This window comes from Lysinibacter sp. HNR, from assembly GCF_029760935.1.
In the GTDB taxonomy this organism is placed as follows: Bacteria; Actinomycetota; Actinomycetes; order Actinomycetales; family Microbacteriaceae; genus HNR.
Window position 1 is genome coordinate 737,087 of sequence record NZ_CP121684.1, and the last position, 22,173, is coordinate 759,259.

A 22,173-nucleotide genomic window follows, 5' to 3' on the forward strand; every position below is an offset into this window, starting at 1 on the left:
ATAAATGATGGGGTTATGACCCCCGCCCCTCAAGGCAACGATCCCAGTTTCGAATCTCTCTGGGATGAGCTTGTGTGGCGCGGACTCGTGCACGTTTCTACCGATGCCGAGGCCTTGCGCAAGCTCTTAGACGGGGATCCCGTCACTTACTATTGCGGTTTTGACCCCACGGCGCCGAGCCTTCACCTGGGCAATCTGGTGCAGCTCCTTTTTATGCGACGTCTTCAATTGGCCGGACACAAGCCTCTCGGATTGGTTGGTGGTTCAACCGGTTTGATCGGGGACCCTCGTCCTACCGCTGAGCGCACGCTTAATGCCAAAGAGACCGTCGAGGAATGGGTGGGGTACCTGCGAGCGCAAATTCAGCGCTTCTTGAGTGCCGAGGGCGCCAATGGGGTGCGAATGGTGAACAACTTGGAATGGACCGCACCGCTCAGTGCCATCGATTTTCTGCGTGAAATCGGTAAACACTATCGAGTGGGAAGCATGCTCAAAAAGGAGGCGGTGAGCGCTCGCCTTAACTCGGAGGAGGGCATTAGCTACACGGAGTTTAGCTATCAGATTCTTCAGGGTTTTGACTACCTTCAGCTTTACCGTACCTACGGCTGTGTCCTGCAAACCGGTGGGAGCGACCAGTGGGGCAACCTGACGAGCGGTACAGATTTGATTCGTCGGGTTGAGGGGGTAGGGGTGCACGCCATTGGAACTCCCCTCATCACCAACTCCGACGGAACCAAGTTTGGTAAGAGCGAGGGCAATGCCGTGTGGCTTGATTCGGCTCTAGTCTCACCCTACGCGTTCTATCAATTTTGGATCAACACCGATGATGCCGACGTTGTGACACGACTGAGGGTGTTTACCTTTCTGAGCCGTGCGGAGATCGAGCGTCTTGCTGTAGTGGTGGAGAGCGAGCCCTTTAAGCGGGAAGGGCAAAAGCGTCTTGCGTTTGAGGTTACCGCTCTTGTTCACGGTGTCGCGGCAACGCAGGCTGCGATAAACGCTTCCGCGGCGCTATTTGGTCAGGGCGATCTGGCATCACTTGATGAACATACTCTGGCTGCTGCTCTGGCTGAACTGCCGCAGGTGACGGCGGCACCTGGCACCCCAGTGGCCCAGCTCTTGGTTGATGCCGGACTCACCAAGAGTTTGGGTGAGTCTCGACGGGCGATTGATCAGGGTGGGGTGTACATTAACAACGCTGTGGTGAGCGTATCGGATGCGTCGCTGGAGACTGGTTCTCTTATCGGGGGCAAACATGCCGTGTTGCGTCGAGGCAAAAAGACCCTGGCCGCAATAACTTTGGGATAGACACCGCACGTTCGCGATTCCGGTGCCGCGCCGCCCTACAGGTCTGACGTGGCACCGCATGTCTCTAGTAACTACAACACCTGCTAGTGGGGTCGTTGCCGAAAAATCTTTATGCTTTTTTTATCCTTGCTCTGCTTATATTAGAGAGAAAGAGGTGGAAAATGCGTGTCTTGATTATTAAGGATGCGGTCTATCGAGCAAAAGCTGTGAGGGCTGGACTTCGCCTGGAAGTAATGCCGGTTGACGGTGCCGCAGTTGGGGCGGAGTATGCAGTTGTTACTGACCGAGACTAAAAATTTCGGGGGTGGCCTGTGAAGCTAAGCGAGAAAAAGCCTCACTATCGCCTTACCGTGCGTGCTCGTCTTGCTCTCACCTATTCCATCCTGCTGAGCGGCGCAGGAATTGTGATGTTCTCCATTATTTATGTGTTTGTGGGGGTGATTCCCAAATACAACTTCACTCCTTTGACCCAGACGATTGAAACCTCTCCTCAGGGGTATCCGGAGGCGGACTCGATCGGTGCGACTATAGAGGCGCAACCGAGCCTTATCAGCCTTGATTCACAGAACGATGTTCTCACCCTGCTGCTCATTGTTTCGATTATCGCGCTTATAGTGCTCGGCATCGCGGGTGCCTGGGTGGGATGGGTTGTTGCAGGGCGGATGCTGCGACCTCTGCAATACGTAAGCGCTGCAGCACAGCGAGCATCTGCAGGAGAACTGAATCACAGGATCGGATTATCGGGACCACGCGACGAAATATCGGATTTAGCGCATTCCTTTGACTCTATGATGACTGTGCTCGAGAGGTCGATTGCGACCTATCGTAGATTTTCCGCAAATGCTTCTCATGAACTTAGGACTCCACTGGCTACGTCTCGCACGATGATTGATGTGGCTCTTCTTACAGCCTCACCCGAAGAGCGCCCTCTCCTGGAGCGGTTACGGGAGATGAATGAGCGCAGTATTAAAACCGTAGAGGAGCTTCTTGACCTGGCAGAGATTGATTCCGCTGTGCAGAGAATGCAACCCGTTGACTTCTCTGATTTGGTTCGAGATGTTATGAATGAGGCGCAAGACGAAATTGCGTCTCATGGTCTTGACGCGGTATTGACCGTGGGGGACGAATCCCCTCTTATCATCCAGGGTAACCCCGTTCTTCTTCGTCAGCTGATTAACAATCTGGTGCAAAACAGTATTCATCACAATGTGCAGGGCGGTTATATTCGGGTGGAACTAACGCGTGATTCAATCGGTAGTGTTCTTCTCTCGGTGTCAAACAGTGGACAACGAATTACAGAAGAGCAGGCGAGGTATCTCTGTGATCCTTTTTATCGCGTCTCAGGCCGCACGAACAGTGACGGACACGCAAACCGGGGGCTTGGATTATCGCTTGTGTTGGCGATCACTGAGAGACACGGTGGGAACTTGAATATTGAGCCGTCTCCAACTGGGGGGCTCAGGGTGGGGGTGAAATTTGCTTCCTGAGAGAGTTGCGGGCGGTGAGGGGGTGATTTTCGTGGCGGGCTGACACAACTTATATTGCTTTTGAACGTTCAGGGAGGGTTGAGGCGTCACCTAGAGCAATGATTATGCGACAGGTGTTAGCTAATCTTTGAGGGAGTTACCCGGGGGGTTCAGCCAAGATCTAGTCTTGAGAGGGAAGCCCGTCACCTCTGCATTGTATTTACGACACTTCTTGTTTTGTTCCGGTTTTCTGCTTATATCCTTTAACCTGACCCGTTGAACTTGTTCTTCCGTCGGTTAAATCGCGTAAGAGTTTTCCTCTCACGCTGAAGAGGACGAGGTGAAATCTTATGTTTCTTGAGTGTGCGTGTGTTTGATCGTTAGGGGGTCAAACACACGCAACCGGGTGAAACAAGACTTATCTGGTCGCAAGAAGTGTTGTGCAAGGGAAACTCTTGCCATCGGGCAATTTCTTGCTTTTCCGATGAGAATAATGCCGAAATTTGATGAACCTTTATCGAATTATGCAGGTTACCTGTCTAATTATGCAGGTTACTTGTTTTTGTAAGAAGTCTGTAGGGTAGTGGTAACCCCGGTTGTGAGCCTTAACCCAGGTGAAAGGTCAAAATGAGACTTGATTCTTAGTAGGGAGCCGCGTATTCTTATCTACTAGGGTTGAGTCTTGGGTACTTGGCCTCGTCGCTACTATATTAGTTACGGCAGTACAATTGGGGAACTTTTTTGGGGGATCGTTATTAAGCCCTAACTTTGTTATGGGTTGCGCGTATGCTTCTTAAAAATGGGCTTTTAATGTCCTGCCTGAATATTAAAACATTTGGGAGAAAAATATTATGAATAGGCTTTCGAAAGGTCTTCTTGTCGGTGGTCTCGGAGCAGCGCTCCTGATTGGAGGGGGCGGAACGCTTGCACTCTGGAACGTAGCCGCGCAGAGCCAGGCCGGACAGCTTGCCCTGGGTAACCTTAACCTTACGGTTCCCGAGAATGGCCGCGCATGGCACGTTCTGGTGGCCGGTGAGTGGGAAGAGGTTGAAGATATCTCTACTCTGCGTCTGGTTCCAGGAGATTCGGTGCGTCTGACTCAGCCTCTGGCTGTCACCCTTACGGGTGACCGCATGAAGGCTGACCTGTCTATCGATGTGGCTAGTGCCTTTACCGAGGGTGTGACGGATGGCGGTACCGCTGAGGACTTCCTGGACATCTCGACGGCATTCCTCCCCGGCGGTGGTGCAACACTTCCGGTTGCTGACCCAGAGAACCCCAACGTTTGGCGCTTTGGCAGTGCCATTAACGGTGGAACCGCAACTTTCACACAGCAGGTTACCTTCACCTTCAACCCTGAAAACGCTAAAGATCGTGTTGGTGTCCTGTCTACCGTAGACCTTTCCAAGACAGACTTCGTTCTGGAGCAGGTCTTCGAAAACTCAGCCTCCTAATTAGGGGTTGTTATAAGTAATGTTGCTGGGTGTCTCACCCGGTGTGGCACCCAGCAACACAGCCGTTTGAGGAAAGGAATGTGGAAATGTCTGAACACGTATCGACTCACAACATCCTCAAAAAATGGTGGTTTTGGGTGTCAATCCTCACGATTTCTGCAGTAGCTGCTTTTCTTGCAGTCCCGAGTGGCGGAACCTTCGCTCTGTGGAGGGCCTCAGAAGTTGGCGCTAGCGACACCCTTACCCTAGGTAACCTCGCTTTTCAGCTTCGCGATAAAGATGGACAAAATCCGTCGCCGAGTGATCCCGCAGAAAATGCTCCTCCAAGCTACAGCTTCACTGATCTCACCGATTCAGCGAGCGATTTGATTCCAGGGAACACCGCTATTGGGGTGTTGCGTGCACACAACACCGGAACTACACCGCTCACGCTGAGTATTTTTGGCATTCGCTTTGAAGAAGAAATGACAGATACGCAGAGTGAGCTTCTTAACAAGCTAGTAATAGCCACGTGGCGGTCCGCGAGCGCGTCATGTGTCATCGGACCGTCAGAAACTTTTACGCCTTTTTCGGAAGTAGACGCCGAGAATCCGCTTGCTCTTGTTCCAGCAACCAGTGCGCTTGCACCGCAGGGTAGTACCTATGTGTGCGTTGCCGTAAGACTACTGGACGATGCTCCAAACTCTGTTCAGGCTCAGACAGTTCCTTTTGTCTTTGACATCCGAGCCGATCAGCATCGCTAACCAGCATATTTATATTACGTTCACATCATGATGAAAGTATCCGTCGGGGGGAGGCATATCGCACATGAGCATAAATACAACACACACTCGTGAACTACGCGTTCTTCCCGCTCGGCACTCTCACCAAGGTAGCTCCGATGAAAGATCACTAGAAGATGTGCAGACTCGTGAACTCTACATTCTTCCTCTCCCTACCCGACGTGAAACTAGACTGAGCGGTGGTTATAAAACCACAGCCGGGAAAACTGCGTCGACAAAAAAGGCTCGCACAAAAGGGCGGATAGCCTACGACGTGGTCATGACGACTATCTTCTCTGCTTTTGTTGCCGCTCTTGTCGTTGCGGTTGCCTCTCTTGTTGTGGTCCCGCGTTTTCTTGGGGCGACCTCTCTTACGGTTTTGACAGGTTCAATGGAGCCCACACTACCGCCGGGAACGATCGTGGTTATACAACCTCGTGCGGTAGAGGATATTCGTGTGGGTGATGTTGTGACCTATCAGTTAGAGTCTGGACGTCCCGAGGTTGTTACACACCGAGTCGTGGGAATCCGGGAAAATGCTTCTGGTGAAATAGCGTTCACCATGCGTGGCGATAACAATACGCTTAACGACCCCCGCCCTGTTATTGAGGAGCAGGTGCGGGGAGTCCTTATCTATGCGATTCCCTACTTGGGTCTCGTTGTCAACTTTTTAGACTCAAGTACGTCAGAGATTGGTGCAACGAGTGCTACTCTCCCCGATATGAACATCCGATTGATGTTACCAATACTTATTGGTGGAATTTTCATCTTTTGGGGCTTTGGGTATGTCATAACTCACTTCGTTGGACGTAAGAGTGCTCAGGAAGGAAACCACGAATGAAGCGGTTCAAACTTACCTTTGCTACGTTTGGGGCTGTGATTCTGCTTGCCCTTGGTGGTGCCGCCGTGGCCGCTCTGGGTCTTCAGCCTCCCGTGGTGCCCGCTGTGCCCCCTAAAATTCTGGTCAGTAATGACGGTGTGAACTGGGATACGCAGCTGAGTCGTCCTATTTTTAGCTCGGATTATCTTCTTGTGCCCGGAGAGAACTTCACAGAGTCGTTCTGGATTCAAAACGCATCGCAGCAGGACGCGGTGTTTTCGATTCAGGTGGGAAATATGCAGCTAGGCTCCGGATCGCAGGATGCCTTCTCCCTGTCGATTACGCCCTCTACTGAATCCAGCGTGCACACAATTGCCCTGGCAAGCTGTGCGGTAGCGCTCCGCGACGTTCCCCTTAAACAGGGAGAGAGCGTTGAACTCGTGAGCACGGTGAACGTTTCTCCTCATACATCGTTGGAAGCGCGTGGAGAGGGTGGTGCTGTTTTCGATATTCTTACGGCCCTGCACGGAGCGCCTCTCAATATTGAAGATGGTGTCTGCTTAGAACCGAGTGACGAAGACAACATTATTGTTGATCCACCCCAGCCTCCGGGTGATGACGACGTTACCCTACCTGAAGGGGGTAACAACGACAATGAACAGGGTAACGATGGCCACGAGCAGGGTCAGGATGCCAACGGGCAAAATGTCCGTGACCGGGACGGAAGCTTAGCTTTGACCGGTGTGTTTACCGGACTCTGGATTCTTCTCGCGGCGGCCCTTACCGCCAGCGGTCTATTCCTTGCGGCTCGTAAACGCAGGCAGGAGCAACAGACCGAGGACGACGCACCTCTCCTCTAAGCAAGGCAACTGGCCGGTCCAGTGCATAGGGACAAACACAGACGTTTGCTGTGTTTTCGTGGGGGAGAGCTTACTCCGCGAGTTTCTCGGGCGAGGAAGAAACATCCTCGCCATACTCGTCGAGCACCTCGCTGCCCTCGGTAACCGTTGTTGAGTCTCTCCACTTGTCGTGAGTGTGAAGATCAACATCTGTTTCGAGCGGTTCCTGCTCCGAGTGAAAACCCTCACCCTCCGGGTCGTAGGTACCGTCCTCCGGTTCGTAACCGTCATCCACTTGGCCAAAGCCATCAATGATCTCAAAACCGTCACGACGCTCTGAATCGAACCCCTGCTGCGAGTCATCCATGAGTTCCTCGTCGAGGTTGTCTTGAAGCTCCTCCGTGCGCTCATACTCTAGTGCCGACTCGATATCAAAATCATAGTCTCGCGCTGAGTCATCCATTCTGCTCATCGTCCGCATCTCCTTCCGCTTTGAGGCGGTGTTTAGATATTTCCAATGTAGACCTGTTTGTTCCTTCAGAACAGACCCGAGAAGAGATTGGAGGGACATATCGCTCCTAAGGATTATGGAGACTAAGCGTCTGGGACGAAGCGATACCCCATGCCTGGTTCGGTGAGGAGGTGTCGCGGGCGGGACGGCTCGGCTTCTATCTTTTTGCGGAGTTGAGCTATATAGAGTCGTAAGTAACCGTTATCGCCGGGATGAGTGGGACCCCAAACCTCGGTCAGTAGCGCCTCTTTTGTTACGAGCTTTCCAGGGTGCCGCAGCAACTGATGAAATATGAGCCATTCGGTGGGGGTTAAGCGCACGGGTTCCGAAGTATCGGAGGTTTTTCGGGTGACCTGTTTAGCGGTAAGGTCAACGGTGATGTCGCCAAACGTGATGACGGGATCATCAGGGGTGTTCGTTTGCCTTCTAGTGAGGGCACGGATGCGCGCCAGGAGCTCATCCATGGAAAACGGCTTGGTCACGTAGTCGTCAGCCCCCGCGTCGAGCGCCTCGACCTTATCGGCGGCTCCCGTGCGACCGGAAACAACAAGGATGGGAACCTGCGACCAGCCTCGAAGGCCCGCGATAACGTCTAGCCCGTCCAGGTGAGGCATGCCCAGGTCAAGCATCACCAGGTCGGGATGCTGCTCAATTGCCTGGTTGAGCGCCTCGGCACCGTCTGCCGCGGTAACGATGTTGTATCCCCGTGCCCGCAGGGTGACGCGGAGCGCCCGCAGAATTTGAGGATCATCGTCGGCGATCAGAATCTTCACGAAGTCTCCCTGTGGTGTTTTAGCGGTGTGGTGGGTGAAGGAGCAGACTGAGCGTCGTCTGTGGCAGCGCGAAGGCGAACCACCATGGTGAGGCCTCCGCCCGGAGTATCATGGGCTTCCAGGGTTCCCCCCATGCCCTCAACAAACCCCTTGGAAAGGGCAAGACCCAGGCCGAGGCCCGTCATGTTATCCGTATCTCCCAGCCGCTGGAACGGAACAAACATATCTTCCCGACGATTTTCGGGCACCCCGGGACCGCTGTCGGCTACCCTAATCTCTACATGTCCCGCAAAGTAACTCGCGGTGACCAGGACGCGCCGCTTGGGTGGCGAGTAGCGCAGGGCATTGGAGAGTAGGTTGACCACAACCCGCTGGAGAAGCCCCGGATCGGCGTATACCCTTGCAAGATTTGAGGGGAGATTAAGCTCCACCTGGGAGGGTCCCGTCTGGAGTTCGTCGAGTGCTGGAAGTATCACATCATCGATTTCTAGGGGGATGAGCGAAACAGCAAGCACACCAGCCTGGACCCGGCTGACATCAAGGAGGTTGGTGACCAGCTCCGAGAGAGAATCGAGGCTTTCCTCCGCCGTGGCGAGGAGCTCTTCCCGATCACCGTCTGACCACACAATGTCCTGCGACCGCAGGCCGCTGATTGCTGCCGTGGCGGCGGCGAGCGGGCGCCTCAGATCGTGGCTTACTGCCGCAAGGAGGGCGCTTCTCATCTGATCATTTCTTGTGAGTGGACCGACCGACTCGGCAGTTTTGGCGAGTGTGCTGTGCTCAAGAGCCGCGTCGATTTGAGCTATGATCACAGTGAGAAGGCGACGTTCCGAGGCCTTAAGATCGGGGCCGTGGAGCTCAAGTAGTGCGCCATCCGTAGCGGTTGCGTCCGAGGTTACCGGGATGACACTGCACTCGGTAGATTCTTCAAAATCACCGTCTTCATACCGGGTGATCCCGTCAACAATGAGTCGTACTCCGTTGAGTGAGAAAGCCTCACGAACGCGAGCGGTGAGAGCCTGAAGCGCATCCTGTCCGCGCAGCACGTTGCCCGCAACGCTCGCAATGAGTTCGGATTCCGCGGCGGCTCGTCGAGCAATTCGTGTCCGGCGCGCGGCCTGATCCACGAGGTAGCTCACGACTATCGCGTTCACAATATAGAGAAAGAGAGCGAGGGCGTGGAGGGGCTGGGCTACCGTGATGGTGTTAATCGGCTCAAGAATGAAAAAGTCTAGCGTAATCCCCGAGACGAGCGCGGCAAAAAGCGCCGCCCAAATTCCCCCAACTAGGGCTACCACCATCACAAGAAGTTGGTAGGTGAGCACATCACTCGTGATCGAATCTTCCGTGCGGAAAGTGACCAATAGCCAGGTAATCAGGGGCCAAGCCACTGCGGTAAGGGCAAAACCCGCTAGGCGTCTACGCCAGGTGAGAGAGCCTCGGCGCTGCGGCAGGACGGATCTGGTTCCTGCCGCGGAGTGGTTCACGATGTGCACGTCGATATCGCCGGAATTTTTGGTCACGGCATCACCGATGCCCGGACCACTCAGAGCGGAGAGGAATCGTCCCCTGCGGCTCAACCCAATGACGAGCTGAGTCGCGTTGGTCGCGCGGGCAAACTCCACGAGAGCCTGGGGAATGTCATCGCCAACAACCTGGTGATAACTGCCCCCAAGCTTGCTGACGAGCGACCGCTGTGAGGCGAGTGCACCCGGGGTGCTAGAGCTGAGTCCGTCCTGGTTAGTGACGTGCACCGCGAGGAGTTCACCCCCGGCCGAACGAGCCGCAATACGTGCTCCCCTTCGCAGCAGCGTTTCTCCCTCGGGACCTCCCGTGAGAGCCACAACGACCCGCTCGCGTGCCTCCCATTTGTTTTCTATTCCGTGTTCCGCCCGGTACGCCTTGAGTGCGCTATCAACCTCATCGGCTAACCACAACAGGGCCAGCTCTCTCAGCGCTGTGAGGTTACCCAAACGGAAAAAGTTCGAGAGGGCAGCGTCGATGCGGGACGCCGGATAGATGTGACCCTCCGACAGTCGATCACGGAGGGTCAGCGGTGAAAGGTCAATCACCTCAACCTGGTCGGCTGCGCGCAGGAAGGAATCGGGAACGGTTTCTCTCTGGGGAACCCCCGTGATCTGCTCTACCACATCGTTGAGTGATTCAATGTGTTGAATATTAACGGTTGAGAGCACGTTGATTCCTGCCGCGAGCAGTTCCTCAACGTCCTGCCAGCGTTTTTCGTTGCGGGAATCCGGCGCATTATTATGAGCAAGCTCATCAACCAGGGCAAACTCGGGGTGCCTCGTGAGCACCGCATCCAGGTCCATCTCCGTGAGCGTGACGCCCCTGTGCTCGGACACTCTGCGGGGAAGGACCTCAAGCCCCTCAACCATCAGCTGGGTTGCTCTGCGTCCATGGGTTTCCACCAGGGCCACTACAACATCCCTGCCCTCGTCGCGCAGGCGGCGTCCCTCCTCAAGCATCGTGTAGGTTTTGCCCACGCCGGGAGCCGCGCCGAGTAAAACGTGAAGCGTCCCACGGGTCATTGGTTAGTCATCCGTATCGTCAGGGGAGAGGTTGTGAAGGGCAATGTTTAATTCTAAGACGTTGACGGTGGACTCACCAAGGAATCCCAAGTCGCGCGGCTGGATAAAGGATTCCACCAGGGCACGAACATCACTGGCTGCTAGTCCGCGAGCTTCCGAAACTCGGTTCACCTGAAGAAGAGCGTAGTCCGGGCTGATATGCGGATCCAGGCCGGATGCCGAAGCGGTTAGAGCATCGGCCGGTATCTTTTCGGGGGATACCCCGTTCTCCCGTGCGAGCGTGGTGCGGAGACGCTCTATGGAGTCCACAAGCTCGGAGTTATTTGACCCCAGGTTGGACCCTCCAGAGCTTGCCGCATTGTGGTCAACCACGGATGGACGAGGCTGAAACCACTCGGGGCTGGGGTTCCCCAGAGAATCGGTAAAAGCCTGTCCGAGGAGTGAGGAACCCACAACTCTAGTGTTGTTGTGGACGAGCGACCCGTTTGCCTGCGCGGGGAAGAGAAGCTGGGAGGCCGCCGTCATGACGAGGGGATAACCAATACCGAGTATCACCGTGAAGATGAGCAGCACACGAAGGGCTACTGTGTACTGTTTGAAGTTGCTGCGAGACGCACTCATAATCCTGAACTTTCTTTGGTGTGTGATCTTGCTAATTTTCGGCTAAAAACCGGGAATCAACGAGACCAGAAGATCAATAAGCTTGATACCGATGAAGGGAGTGACAACTCCGCCGAGTCCATAAATAAGAAGATTACGGCTCAGAATCTTTTGAGCGCTCGCCGGGCGATAGGTCACCCCTCGCAGTGCAAGGGGAATCAACACGATAATGACAACCGCGTTAAAAATCACCGCCGAGATAAGGGCGGATGCGGGAGAGTGTAGTTGCATGACGTTGAGTACGGCAAGACCGGGGAAAACCGCCACAAACATGGTGGGGATAATCGCAAAGTACTTGGCAATATCGTTTGCAATGGAGAACGTGGTGAGTGCCCCTCGTGTGATGAGCAATTGCTTCCCGATTCTGACGATATCGATCAATTTGGTGGGGTCTGAGTCGAGATCAACCATATTACCGGCCTCTTTTGCTGCAGAGGTTCCCGTGTTCATGGCCACACCAACATCGGCCTGGGCCAGTGCTGGGGCGTCGTTGGTTCCGTCGCCCGTCATTGCCACCAGGTTTCCACCTTCCTGCTCGCGGCGGATGAGTGCCAGTTTATCCTCGGGTGTGGCCTCTGCTAAGACCTCGTCGACACCTGCCTCCTTACCTATTGCGGCGGCGGTGAGGGGGTTATCACCCGTGACCATCACCGTGCGAATTCCCATCGCGCGAAGTTCGTCGAAGCGCTCTCGCATCCCTTCTTTAACAATGTCTTTCAGGTAGACAACACCGAGAAGCCGCACCTCCCGGCCCGGCTGAGCCGAAGCGATAACGAGCGGGGTGCCCCCTCGCTGTGAAATTTTCTCTACTGTGCTGTTCAGGTCGAGAGACACGGTTTCGGAAATCGCGGTTGTGCTGGTCGCCCACGCTAGCACGGTCGAACCAGCGCCCTTGCGGATGAAACCGCCATCGGCCAGATCAAGTCCGCTCATGCGGGTCTGGGCGCTGAAGGGCACGATCTCGGCCTTCAGCTCTGCGGGCTCCTCGAACCCGAAAGAGCGGGCGAGCTGCAGGATGGACTTACCCTCGGGGGTGGAGTCCCCCAGAGAGGAGAGCGCTGCGGTGTGCACAAGCTCGGTATGATCCACACCGTTGAGAGGGATAAACTCTGCCGCCTGGCGGTTTCCGTAGGTGATGGTTCCCGTCTTATCGAGCAGAAGGGTCGTGACGTCTCCGGCAGCTTCAACCGCGCGGCCGGAGAGGGCCAGCACATTGTGCTGCACGAGGCGATCCATCCCGGCGATACCAATTGCCGAAAGGAGTGCTCCGATGGTTGTGGGGATGAGGCAGACAAGAAGAGCTATAAGTACGGGAACGCTTGCCGCGGCACCCAGAAACTCGGCCACGGGGTTGAGGGTGAGTACAACGAGGAGGAAGACTATCGACAGGCTGGAGAGCAGTATGTTGAGAGCGATCTCGTTGGGGGTTTTTTGCCGGGAGGCTCCCTCCACCAAGCCGATCATTCGGTCGACAAACGTCTCACCCGGCTTGCTCGTGATGCGTACGACAACACGGTCAGAGAGCACCCGGGTGCCTCCGGTGACGGCGCTTCGATCCCCACCGGACTCACGGACCACGGGGGCAGACTCCCCGGTGATTGCGGATTCGTCAATGGAGGCGATACCCCACACGATGTCGCCGTCTCCAGGGATAAGCTCACCGGCGGAAACCACTACCGCGTCCCCCGGAACTAGGAGTGAAGAGGACACCTGCTCGGTTGCCGCTTTCTCTGCTTCCGGGTTCTTGACCGCGTCGTAGGAGGTGATCCGAGTGGCGAGAGTGCTGCTACGGGTGTGGCGCAGACTATTGGCCTGAGCTTTTCCTCGCCCCTCGGCCACAGACTCGGCCAGGTTGGCGAATATAACGGTGAGCCATAACCAGGCGGCAATCAATCCGGTAAAAGAGAAAGGTACGGTGGAACCACCCGAGACCTGTTGTCCACCGATGAATGGTTCCGTCAGGGCTATCACCGTGGTGAGGGCAGCACCGATCTCCACTATAAGCATCACGGGATTGTGCCAGAGAACCCTAGGGTCTAGCTTGCGGAGTGCACCGGGGAGTGCCTCACTTAGCTGTTTCCAGGTGAATGAGCGTGTTGTTGTAAGGGACATTATTGGAGACCTTCCGCGAGGGGTCCGAGCGCCAGAATTGGAAAGTAGGTGAGCGCTGTGATGATAAGAGTGACCCCGATGAGCATTCCCGTGAAGAGGGGGGTGTTCGTGGGTAGCGTTCCGACCGTTCGAGGAATCCGGGGCTGTGCGGCCAGTGAGCCGGCGAGCGCGAGGACAAGCACGATGGGAATAAATCGGGCCAGGATCATGGTGACTCCAAGGGAAACGTTAAACCAGGGTGTATCGGTTACTAATCCGGCAAGAGCAGATCCATTGTTGTTTGCAGCCGAGGTGAAGGCATAAAGAACCTCCGACATCCCCCGGGATCCGGGGTTCAGAATTGATTCCTCTACGACACTGTCGTGAACGGCGGGGATCGCAAAGCTCAGTGCGGTTCCGAGGAGTATGAGGGTGGGGGTAACCAGGATGTAGAGGCTTGCGAGTTTCATCTGGATGGGGCCGATCTTTTTACCCAGGATTTCCGGAGTACGACCGACCAGAAGCCCCGCAATAAATACGGTGATCACCGCAAGAATGAGCATTCCGTATAGGCCAGAACCGACACCGCCCGGTGCGACCTCCCCCAGCATCATGTTGAGCTTGGAGATGAGTATGCCAAAGGCAGTATTGGAGGCGTGCATAGAGTTGACCGCTCCGGTTGAGGTGAGGGTGCTGGTTCCACCAAAGAGGGTGGAACCAGCGATTCCAAAGCGCTGTTCTTTGCCCTCGAGTGCCGCTCCCGCGAGCTCAGGAGCGGTGCCGGATCCCGAGGCCTCGGCCCAGGTGAGTAGACCGATAGAAACTATAAAGATAATGCCCATTGCCGCAAGGATTGCGTATCCTTGCTTATTGTTGCCCACCAGTCGTCCGAGTGTGCGCGGAAGGCTAAAGGGTATGGCAAGCATGAGGATGACCTGTAGCAGGTTGGTCCACGCAGTGGGATTTTCGAAAGGATGGGAGGAGTTTGCCGCGAAAAATCCGCCACCGTTTGTGCCCAGTAGCTTGATCGCCTCTTGTGATGCGACAGGACCGCCCGGGATCGATTGGGTGGCACCGGTGAGGGTTGTGACCTCTGTAAACCCGTTGAGATTCTGGATGACTCCGCCCGCCACGAGCGCAAGGGTTGCGAGGATCGTGAGCGGGAGCAGAAGACGCAGCGTGATCCGAGTGAGGTCAACCCAAAAGTTACCGACGGTTCCGTTTGAGACGCGGGAAAATCCCCGCACCAGGGCGATAGCAACCGCAATACCTACTCCGGCGGATAAGAAGTTTTGAACGGCAAGCCCCAGGAGCTGTACCGCGTACCCCATCGTGGTTTCGGGCGAGTAGGACTGCCAATTTGTATTGGTGATAAAGGAGGCGGCCGTGTTAAACGCGAGATCCGGTTCTACCGGGGGGAGACCCAGTGAAAGGGGAAGAATTGCCTGCGCGCGCTGTAGCAGGTAGAGCAGGAGCAGGCTCAATAATGAAAAAGCCAGGACTCCCCGCAGATAGGCTCTCCAGGTTTGCTCTTGTCGGGGATCTACCCCCACAAGCCGGTACAGGCCTCGCTCTACAGCAAGGTCTTTTCTGGATTCAACCGTGTGGGCTATATAGTCACCAAGGGGACGGTAAATGACTGCCAAGATAAGGAGGGCCGTTGCGCCCTGGAGAAGAGCAAAGTAGACATTCATTTGAATCGCTCCGGGTTGATGAGGGCATAGCCGAGGAAACCGATCGCTGCGATTGCAAGAACAATTGAGACGGCGCTAAAAATAATCATGACCTGTCGTTCCGCTCGCCGGTTGGGTGAGTAAAGGCGGGAGCCGCCTGTGCGGGGGCGATTATTACTCTGTTGATTCCGGCAGCCGCTTTGTTAATAAGGACAAAGAGGACACACGTACCAAGCAGAAATACGATATCAAGCACAAAAGTTCCATTCGGTTTATGTCGCACACGAGTGCACAGTTTTTACGTGGGTATAGAACGATTAGACACCCGAATGGAGAGGGTGAGGTCAGTCCTAACGGTTTCCTAACGTTCGGGTGTATATCCCTAACGCAATCCGAACGCTGCGATCTTTAGTCGTCGGAATTCTCCGTGTTGCAGAGAGCGAGAGTTGAGTGGAAACGGGAACATTAGTTATCGAAAAATATCTTCCATATAGATAGTTAATGAGACTATGCTACAGATAAGTAAGTAGTTTCCGAAGGTCGGTTTCACAACTGCTGGTGCGAAAGGAAGTTATTATCATGTGGTCAAACATCTGGGATTTTGTATGGGTTTTCTTCTTGGCATTTGTGCTTATCGCCTATCTCTTTGTTCTCTTCTCGATAGTTAGTGATATCTTTAGCGATCACAAACTCAACGGATGGTGGAAGGCTGTGTGGTGCATCTTCCTCATCTTCGTACCGTTCCTCACCGCCCTGGTATATCTGGTTGCGCGCGGACGCGGCATGGCCATGCGGCAGCAGAGTCGACTGGAACAAGCTCAGCGTGAGGGCGACGACTATATTCGCACGGTCGCGGGGAGTAGCCCATCCGATGAGATTTCCAAAGCTCGGGCGCTGCTTGATGCGGGAACCATCTCGCAGCAGGAATATGAGCAACTCAAGGCGCGAGCACTCGCGCACTAGATATCACTACCGGGGTTTCGTCTCATACATTCAGGGGGTGGCGCCTGCGCAAACACGTCACCTTCCGCGTGTATGAACGATTAATCCGGGGCCGCACGCGCGTAAAAACTTTTTCTAGAACCTATGTTACTTTTTAGGTCCCCTCCAGTCTTTAACTTCGTAACAACATTATCTGATTCAGTTTTATGGAGTTCCCCCAATTACACCATGGCTGATCGTTGTTGCGCGCGGTGTTGAATGGCTGTGATGCGCCATTCAACACCGCTTTATCCCGTTTCTTGAGGGTGTGTCTGTTAGTACATTGAATTTTTCAGTGTGTGCATAAGGTGCAGTGATAGTGTTTCTTCTAGGCCACCACAACACGACCGGAGACTTCCGATGGGAATTTTTGATTCAGCTCGCAATCTTTTTGCCCGCGATGAGGTGTCAACCGACTCGCCTGCCGGGGATTACTCGGATGCCTCGAGCCCTCTTGATCCCGCGGGAGACGCTACCCGTGAGGTACGGGCATTTGCCGAGGAAATGGATGCATCGGTGCAATCGTTTCGGGCGGACATGCAGAAGCTTATTGATTCAAATATCTCGGAAGCGGCATCGAAGGTGCGTACCTTCCTGAGCCCGGGGGAGGCTCCATCGATTGTATTTGTTGAGGGGGGTGAGCCTGTCGACGAGCGCGGCCCTGCCGAGGAGACCCAGTCTCTTGAGGAGCACGGCCCTGCCGAGGGAGAAGGCCCTGTCGACGAACATACGGGCGATGATCGTGCCCAGGAGAACACACCGTTGGGGGACCACGAATCTGTTGAGGGTCGCGAGCAGGGGGAAAGTCATGGGGATATAGACCTGAATGCACTGCTTGTCCCTGAGCTGGTTGAGCAAGCACACGACCCCAAGGGCCATCTAGATACAAAGGTAATCGAAACGGTTCCGGAAAGTGTGAGCTCTTTTGACGCTGCGCTGGTGGCACACTCCACGCCGGAACCCGAGACTCAGCCCCCGGGGTTAGAGATCAGCACAAAGGTGTCGGAGAAGGTTTCAAAGAAGACAAAGAAGCCTAAAAAGACTAGTACGCGCAAATCGCAGGACAATAGCCCCCAGGAAACTGCCGCGCAGTCAGACCGTGATAACGTACGATCAGTTTTTGGTGACCTCTTCGACCAGTAAGATATTGCAAAGTCCGATCCTGCACCAACCTTGAGGTGTGTGAGGTGCTGATCATCGGTCACGGTATCCCATGAGAGCTCTGGGGTGTTTTCGCTCCCTCTGCTCTCGACGCGTAAAAATCAGCGATTTAAAACAAAATTATTTTAATAATCCGCAATAATCTCCTGTATTATTTTAGCTTAGGCTCTCCTAAGTCTCGGTGAATGATTGGCCTCCGGTGCAGGTGGGCATTCCCGCTGCCCAGAAAGGTTTAATCTTGAAGTCTCCACGCACCATTACGGCCTTAGCTGCCATTTCTATTGTGACCGTGCTCGCGGGCTGCTCGTTGTCCAACGCTGCTGAACCTTCGGTGGGGGCTTTTGCCATGATTGATCACGTCTACGGCACTACCGTCATCTCGGAGAAGCCCGAGCGGGTAGCGACCGTAGCCTGGGCAAATCACGAAGTGCCCCTTGCGCTAGGGATCGTTCCCGTTGGTATGGCCAAGATGACCTATGGTGACGATGACGGTGACGGGCTGTTTCCCTGGGTAAAAGAGAAGCTCGATGAGCTTGGTGCGGACACTCCCGTGTTGTTTGACGAGACGGACGGTATCGACTTCGAGGCGGTTGCGGATACCCAACCTGACGTAATCCTTGCGTCTTATTCCGGTATAACGGAGGAAGATTACACGACACTCTCAAAGATTGCTCCGGTTGTTGCGTTCCCAAAAATTCCCTACGGTACAAGCGTTGACGAGATGATCGAGATGAACGCCACGGCACTCGGGCTGAAAAACGAGGGTGATCAACTCATCAGAAACCTTCATGAGCGGAGCAGACAGGCTCTTGCCGCAAACCCCGCTCTCGAGGGGAAGAGGGTGCTCTTTGCCCTCATCGATCCGAGTGATCTTTCCACGATGCCTGTGTACACACTGCCCGATACTCGTCCGGGGTTTCTGCGCGATCTGGGACTGCCGCAGCCCAGGATTGTCGAGGAACTTTCTGAGAATAACACCAGCTTTTTTGCCGAGGTGAGTTCCGAAGAAGCCGTCCGTTTTGACGACGTTGACATCATCGTCACGTATGGGAATCCGGATGGAGGCCTGCTCAACCAGCTACAGGCAGATCCGCTACTGTCAAAAATCCCCGCGATTGCTTCCGGTCAGATAGTGATCCTGCCCGACTCCACCCCCATTGCTACTGTCGCGAACCCCTCACCGCTGTCAATAATGTGGGGCGTTGACGAGTATCTGAGCCTTATCGCCAATGTGGCAGGAGCACGGTAAACTCACGGTGTCCACGGTTGTGGAGGAGCTATCGAATGCCACACGGATGCGTCGTATGGCTATTCGGCACACACTCACGATAGCGGGGCTATTGCTGGTGCTGGTGCTCTTCTGTGTCGTGTCTCTTATGCTCGGAGTGAACTCGGTGAGTCTCGATGACGTTTTCTCTGCTCTGGGCGGACGTGCTAATACGATCGAGGAGGCATCCGTGGTGCGGAGAATCCCGCGTACGTTACTTGCGGTACTTGTCGGGGCGGCTCTCGCCCTTTCCGGCACCGGTATGCAGGCGATAACCCGTAACCCGCTTGCCGATCCCGGTATTCTTGGGGTCACGAGTGGGGCTGCGCTCGCCGTCATTATTGGCATCGCATTTTTTGGGTTAGCAAACCCCCTCAGCTATATGGGGGTGGCAACCATTGGGGCTGCGCTTGCAGCACTCTTTGTGTACTCTATTGGTTCGCTGGGCCGTGACGGCCCCACTCCGCTCAAGCTGGTGCTTGCAGGAGCGGCAGCCTCCGCCGCTCTTGTGTCGCTCACAAGCGCTATTGTGTTGCCGCGGAGTAACCTCGCGCAGCGCTTTGAGTTTTGGCGCGTTGGTGGTGTGGGGGGCGCGACCTGGGAGAGCATTGTTGCAGTGATACCCGCGCTGAGTCTCGGAGCACTGATCCTTTTTGCCATGGCGCGCGGTATGAACTCGCTCGCTCTCGGTGATGAGCTCGCCGTGGGCCTCGGCGAGCGTGTGAACCGCACACGGATCATCATCGCCGCGGGTTCGGTGATCCTCGCCGCAGCCGCGACCGCTGTTGCCGGTCCCATAGGGTTTGTAGGGTTGGTGATTCCGCACCTGTGTCGCCTGTTGATCGGCCCGGATCACCGCTGGCTACTCCCGGTTGCCGCCACCACCGGAGCCGCGCTTCTTGTCGCGTCCGACACCATCGGTCGCCTCATCGCTCGGCCCCAGGAGATTGAGGTGGGTATTATTACCGCGATCATCGGGACCCCCTTCTTCATCTGGATCGTACGCCGCCAGAGGGTGCGTGAACTGTGAGTGTCTCCTCCCACGACGTTGTCACACAGATTAGAGCCGGAAGACGGCGGCGGCAGATCCGAACCCGATTGACGATGGTCACGTTGCTGATACTTGTGCTTGCGATATTTGCGCTATCACTCATGGTCGGACGCACGTTTTATAGCCTGGACGAGGTGATCGCCGTTATGCTCGGCGATACCGTGCCGGGAGCCTCCTTTACCGTGGGAGAATTGCGTCTGCCACGGGCTGTGACCGGCCTGTTAGCGGGGTTTGCATTTGGCGCCGCGGGTGCAATCTTTCAGGGAATGCTGCGTAACCCGCTTGCCTCCCCCGACATCATCGGGATCAGCGCGGGGGCCGGGGCCTTTGCCGTTATCGGCATTATCGCACTTTCGCTCAGTGAGACGGCGGTGTCATTTCTTGCGCTCGGGGGTGCGCTCTTCACCGCCGCTGCGATCTACCTGCTCTCAAATCGTAAAGGTTTTACCAGCATACGGTTCATCCTCATCGGTATCGGTGTGGGTGCCATGATGCAGAGTGTCATCTCCTACCTGTTATCCCGTGCCGCCAGCTGGGAGATCCAATCCTCCCTGCAGTGGCTTACCGGAAGTCTTAACGGCGCCACCTGGCAGAAAGTTGCACCGCTCGCATTTGCCTGTGTGGTGTGTGTTCCTCTGCTCGTGCTTGGTACGCGTGCTCTTGATCTGCTACGGATTGGCGATGATGCGGCCACCGCACTGGGTGTGCCGGTTCGGGTGACGCGGGTTGCCCTCATCCTCGCAGCCGTGGTGCTGCTCGCGTTTGCCACCGCGGCGGCCGGACCGATTGCGTTTGTTGCCTTTATGTCGGGTCCTATCGCGGCACGGCTTGTCACTCCCGGTGCGGCTCTGACGGTGCCCGCAGGGGTTGTCGGGGCGCTACTTGTTCTTGTCTCAGACCTGGCCGGACAGTATCTCTTTGGTGAGCGATACCCCGTTGGCGTGATCACGGGTGTGCTCGGGGCACCGTACCTGATTCTTCTCCTCATTCGCAGAAACCGCACCGGAAGTTCTCTATGACCACGTCACATCAGCTCGAAACCACCGCACTCACCCTCTCATACGGTGACCAGACGATCGTGCAAGACATTAACCTCTCCATTGCCCCCGGTAAAATCACCTCAATTATTGGCGCAAATGGCTGCGGTAAATCCACCCTGCTGCGGGGGCTTGCTCGGTTGCTGAAACCGGTCGGGGGACAGGTGGTACTCGATGGCATTGCGCTGCAGCAACACCCGTCAAAAGAACTCGCCCGGGTGATCGGGCTGTTACCGCAGAGTCCGATCACTCCCGAGGGCATAGTGGTTACCGATCTGGTCGGACGAGGTCGTCACCCGCACCAGGGAGCGATGGGCAGGTGGAGTGCTCGTGACTACGAAGCGGTTGCGGAGGCTCTCGAAGCGACAAGCACAAGCGACCTGGCTGATCGCTCGGTTGATGAACTATCCGGTGGACAGCGACAGCGCGTGTGGATCGCCATGGCGCTCGCACAGGAAACCGATATCTTATTGCTGGACGAGCCCACGACCCACCTCGACCTGGCCCACCAGATTGAAGTGCTCGACCTGGTCACCGACCTCAACCGTAACCGGGGCACCACCGTTGTCATGGTGCTGCATGACCTGGGTCTCGCGGCTCGCTACTCCGATACCCTCATCGCCCTTCGGCGGGGCGGGGTGTGTGCTGCTGGCTCTCCCACCGAGATAATCACCTCCGAACTTGTACGCGAGGTTTTTGGTCTTGAGTGTGAGGTAATCCGTGATCCCATCTCGGGAGCGCCATTGATTTTACCGAAAGGAAAGTATCATGTCCGCTGAAAATTCTTCCTGCAACGCCGCCCCAACACAGGGCACGGGCGAGGCTCGGGGGGACTCGCCCTTTACCGTCGTGAGGGCTCATGTCGAATCGGTTGAGACGCTCTCGCCCAATTTTGTGCGGATCGTCTTTATCGGTTCAGACCTTGTCGGTGTAGGCAATCCCGGTCACACTTACGATCAGCGCGTTAAACTTATCCTGCCGTCCACAAACGGGGTGCTGCCAGATATCACGGGCACGGGTCTGGGCTGGTATCAGGCCTGGCTTGATACCCCTGAACATCTTCGTGGTGTGATGCGCACCTATACGATCCGCGAGGTGCGTGTGGCTCCCGATGGCCAGACCCGAGTGGTCATCGATTTTGTCCTGCACTCGGATTCCGGTGACACCGGGCCGGCTTCGCGGTGGGCAGATGCGGCATCACCGGGCGATAGTATCCTGATCGCCGCCCCCCGTCGCGGGCGACTTGACGGAGGTGGTATCGAATATACGCCGGGAGACGCGCGGACGGTTCTGCTGGCTGGCGATGAAACCGCCGTTCCAGCTATCGCAAGCATTCTTGAAGACGTCTCTTCCAATGCGCGCGGTATCGCGTTTATTGAGGTTCCTGTTTCCGAGGATCAGCTTCCGCTTGTCGCGCCTCAGGGTTTTGAAGTGCGGTGGTTGCCGCGCGGTGAGCAGCCGCACGGGTCGCAGCTTATCTCCGCAGTGCTTGAGTATCTTGGCTCCTCTGTGGAGCGCACGCGGATCGAGGATATTAAAACGGAAGACCCCCTGTGGGAAACCCCAACGTTTTCGGGGCTGGGCGAAGCAGTGTGCCCTGGGGGAGAGTCGAGCGGAGAGCGCTTCTTTTGGATTGCCGGCGAGAGTGCTGTAGTGACCACTCTGCGCCGACATCTCGTGCGCGAGTATGGAATTGACCGTTCGCGGGTGGCCTTTATGGGCTATTGGAGACGTGGTGTGGCAATGCGCGGCTAGCGCGCGGGTCATGACA

The 22,173-nt window shown here is 55.7% G+C and carries 21 protein-coding genes; 14 read left to right on the forward strand and 7 right to left on the reverse strand.

The features are described from left to right. The first annotated feature begins 15 nt into the window (after positions 1–15). The 7 genes from tyrS to FrondiHNR_RS03250 all read left to right on the forward strand — a co-directional run bounded on the left by tyrS (position 16) and on the right by FrondiHNR_RS03250 (position 6,669). A complete protein-coding gene (gene tyrS, locus FrondiHNR_RS03220) occupies positions 16–1,308 on the forward strand; it encodes a tyrosine--tRNA ligase (RefSeq protein ID WP_279353810.1) in 1,293 nt (430 codons plus the stop codon). Between the two features lie 161 nt (positions 1,309–1,469). Then, a complete protein-coding gene (locus tag FrondiHNR_RS03225; protein ID WP_279353811.1) occupies positions 1,470–1,601 on the forward strand; it encodes a hypothetical protein in 132 nt (43 codons plus the stop codon). Positions 1,602–1,619: 18 nt separating this feature from the next. Then, a complete protein-coding gene (locus tag FrondiHNR_RS03230; protein ID WP_279353812.1) occupies positions 1,620–2,795 on the forward strand; it encodes a HAMP domain-containing sensor histidine kinase in 1,176 nt (391 codons plus the stop codon). 830 nt (positions 2,796–3,625) lie between these two features. Beyond that, complete coding sequence (locus FrondiHNR_RS03235) at positions 3,626–4,228, forward strand: alternate-type signal peptide domain-containing protein (protein WP_279353813.1); 603 nt, start codon at positions 3,626–3,628, stop codon at positions 4,226–4,228. An 86-nt stretch (positions 4,229–4,314) separates the two neighbouring features. Next, positions 4,315–4,971, forward strand: a complete 657-nt coding sequence (locus FrondiHNR_RS03240) for a hypothetical protein (protein ID WP_279353814.1) — start codon at positions 4,315–4,317, stop codon at positions 4,969–4,971. 64 nt (positions 4,972–5,035) lie between these two features. Continuing rightward, positions 5,036–5,830, forward strand: coding sequence for a signal peptidase I (locus FrondiHNR_RS03245; RefSeq protein WP_279353816.1), 795 nt, complete (start codon positions 5,036–5,038; stop codon positions 5,828–5,830). Beyond that, entirely contained in the window at positions 5,827–6,669 is an 843-nt protein-coding gene (locus FrondiHNR_RS03250; protein ID WP_279353817.1) for a hypothetical protein, read from the forward strand. The genes FrondiHNR_RS03245 and FrondiHNR_RS03250 overlap by 4 nt, the downstream gene beginning before the upstream one ends. A gap of 70 nt (positions 6,670–6,739) precedes the next feature. Here the strand turns inward: FrondiHNR_RS03250 and FrondiHNR_RS03255 are convergent, their stop codons facing one another. The 7 genes from FrondiHNR_RS03255 to FrondiHNR_RS03285 all read right to left on the reverse strand — a co-directional run bounded on the left by FrondiHNR_RS03255 (position 6,740) and on the right by FrondiHNR_RS03285 (position 15,015). Continuing rightward, the gene (locus tag FrondiHNR_RS03255; RefSeq protein ID WP_279353818.1) at positions 6,740–7,120 is read right to left on the reverse strand and encodes a hypothetical protein; all 381 of its coding nucleotides are present in this window, start codon (positions 7,118–7,120) and stop codon (positions 6,740–6,742) included. 122 nt (positions 7,121–7,242) lie between these two features. Beyond that, positions 7,243–7,932, reverse strand: a complete 690-nt coding sequence (locus FrondiHNR_RS03260) for a response regulator transcription factor (protein ID WP_279353819.1) — start codon at positions 7,930–7,932, stop codon at positions 7,243–7,245. Beyond that, positions 7,929–10,481, reverse strand: a complete 2,553-nt coding sequence (locus FrondiHNR_RS03265; protein ID WP_279353820.1) for an ATP-binding protein — start codon at positions 10,479–10,481, stop codon at positions 7,929–7,931. Before FrondiHNR_RS03265 ends, FrondiHNR_RS03260 begins: the two co-directional genes overlap by 4 nt. A 3-nt stretch (positions 10,482–10,484) precedes the next feature. Then, complete coding sequence (gene kdpC, locus FrondiHNR_RS03270) at positions 10,485–11,102, reverse strand: potassium-transporting ATPase subunit KdpC (RefSeq protein WP_279353821.1); 618 nt, start codon at positions 11,100–11,102, stop codon at positions 10,485–10,487. A 42-nt stretch (positions 11,103–11,144) separates the two neighbouring features. Then, the gene (gene kdpB / locus FrondiHNR_RS03275) at positions 11,145–13,253 is read right to left on the reverse strand and encodes a potassium-transporting ATPase subunit KdpB (RefSeq protein WP_279353822.1); all 2,109 of its coding nucleotides are present in this window, start codon (positions 13,251–13,253) and stop codon (positions 11,145–11,147) included. After that, positions 13,253–14,926: a potassium-transporting ATPase subunit KdpA gene (gene kdpA / locus FrondiHNR_RS03280; RefSeq protein WP_279353823.1), complete on the reverse strand. Its 1,674-nt coding sequence runs from the start codon at positions 14,924–14,926 to the stop codon at positions 13,253–13,255. The genes kdpB and kdpA overlap by 1 nt, the downstream gene beginning before the upstream one ends. Beyond that, on the reverse strand, positions 14,923–15,015 hold the full coding sequence (locus FrondiHNR_RS03285; protein WP_279353824.1) for a potassium-transporting ATPase subunit F: 93 nt from the start codon (positions 15,013–15,015) through the stop codon (positions 14,923–14,925). The genes kdpA and FrondiHNR_RS03285 overlap by 4 nt, the downstream gene beginning before the upstream one ends. Before the next feature lie 469 nt (positions 15,016–15,484). On the opposite strand from FrondiHNR_RS03285, the gene FrondiHNR_RS03290 reads away from it, so the two are divergent. The 7 genes from FrondiHNR_RS03290 to FrondiHNR_RS03320 all read left to right on the forward strand — a co-directional run bounded on the left by FrondiHNR_RS03290 (position 15,485) and on the right by FrondiHNR_RS03320 (position 22,157). Then, entirely contained in the window at positions 15,485–15,868 is a 384-nt protein-coding gene (locus FrondiHNR_RS03290) for an SHOCT domain-containing protein (RefSeq protein ID WP_279353825.1), read from the forward strand. Positions 15,869–16,246: 378 nt separating this feature from the next. Continuing rightward, positions 16,247–17,029, forward strand: coding sequence for a hypothetical protein (locus FrondiHNR_RS03295; protein ID WP_279353826.1), 783 nt, complete (start codon positions 16,247–16,249; stop codon positions 17,027–17,029). Positions 17,030–17,228: 199 nt separating this feature from the next. Continuing rightward, entirely contained in the window at positions 17,229–18,296 is a 1,068-nt protein-coding gene (locus tag FrondiHNR_RS03300) for an iron-siderophore ABC transporter substrate-binding protein (protein WP_347567121.1), read from the forward strand. Next, positions 18,277–19,344 (forward strand): iron ABC transporter permease, encoded by a 1,068-nt coding sequence (locus FrondiHNR_RS03305; protein WP_279353827.1) that lies wholly within the window; start codon positions 18,277–18,279, stop codon positions 19,342–19,344. The genes FrondiHNR_RS03300 and FrondiHNR_RS03305 overlap by 20 nt, the downstream gene beginning before the upstream one ends. Further along, positions 19,341–20,384, forward strand: a complete 1,044-nt coding sequence (locus FrondiHNR_RS03310; RefSeq protein ID WP_279353829.1) for an iron chelate uptake ABC transporter family permease subunit — start codon at positions 19,341–19,343, stop codon at positions 20,382–20,384. Before FrondiHNR_RS03305 ends, FrondiHNR_RS03310 begins: the two co-directional genes overlap by 4 nt. Then, positions 20,381–21,181, forward strand: coding sequence for an ABC transporter ATP-binding protein (locus FrondiHNR_RS03315; RefSeq protein WP_279353830.1), 801 nt, complete (start codon positions 20,381–20,383; stop codon positions 21,179–21,181). Before FrondiHNR_RS03310 ends, FrondiHNR_RS03315 begins: the two co-directional genes overlap by 4 nt. Next, the gene (locus FrondiHNR_RS03320) at positions 21,171–22,157 is read left to right on the forward strand and encodes a siderophore-interacting protein (protein ID WP_279353831.1); all 987 of its coding nucleotides are present in this window, start codon (positions 21,171–21,173) and stop codon (positions 22,155–22,157) included. Before FrondiHNR_RS03315 ends, FrondiHNR_RS03320 begins: the two co-directional genes overlap by 11 nt. Positions 22,158–22,173: the final 16 nt, after the last annotated feature.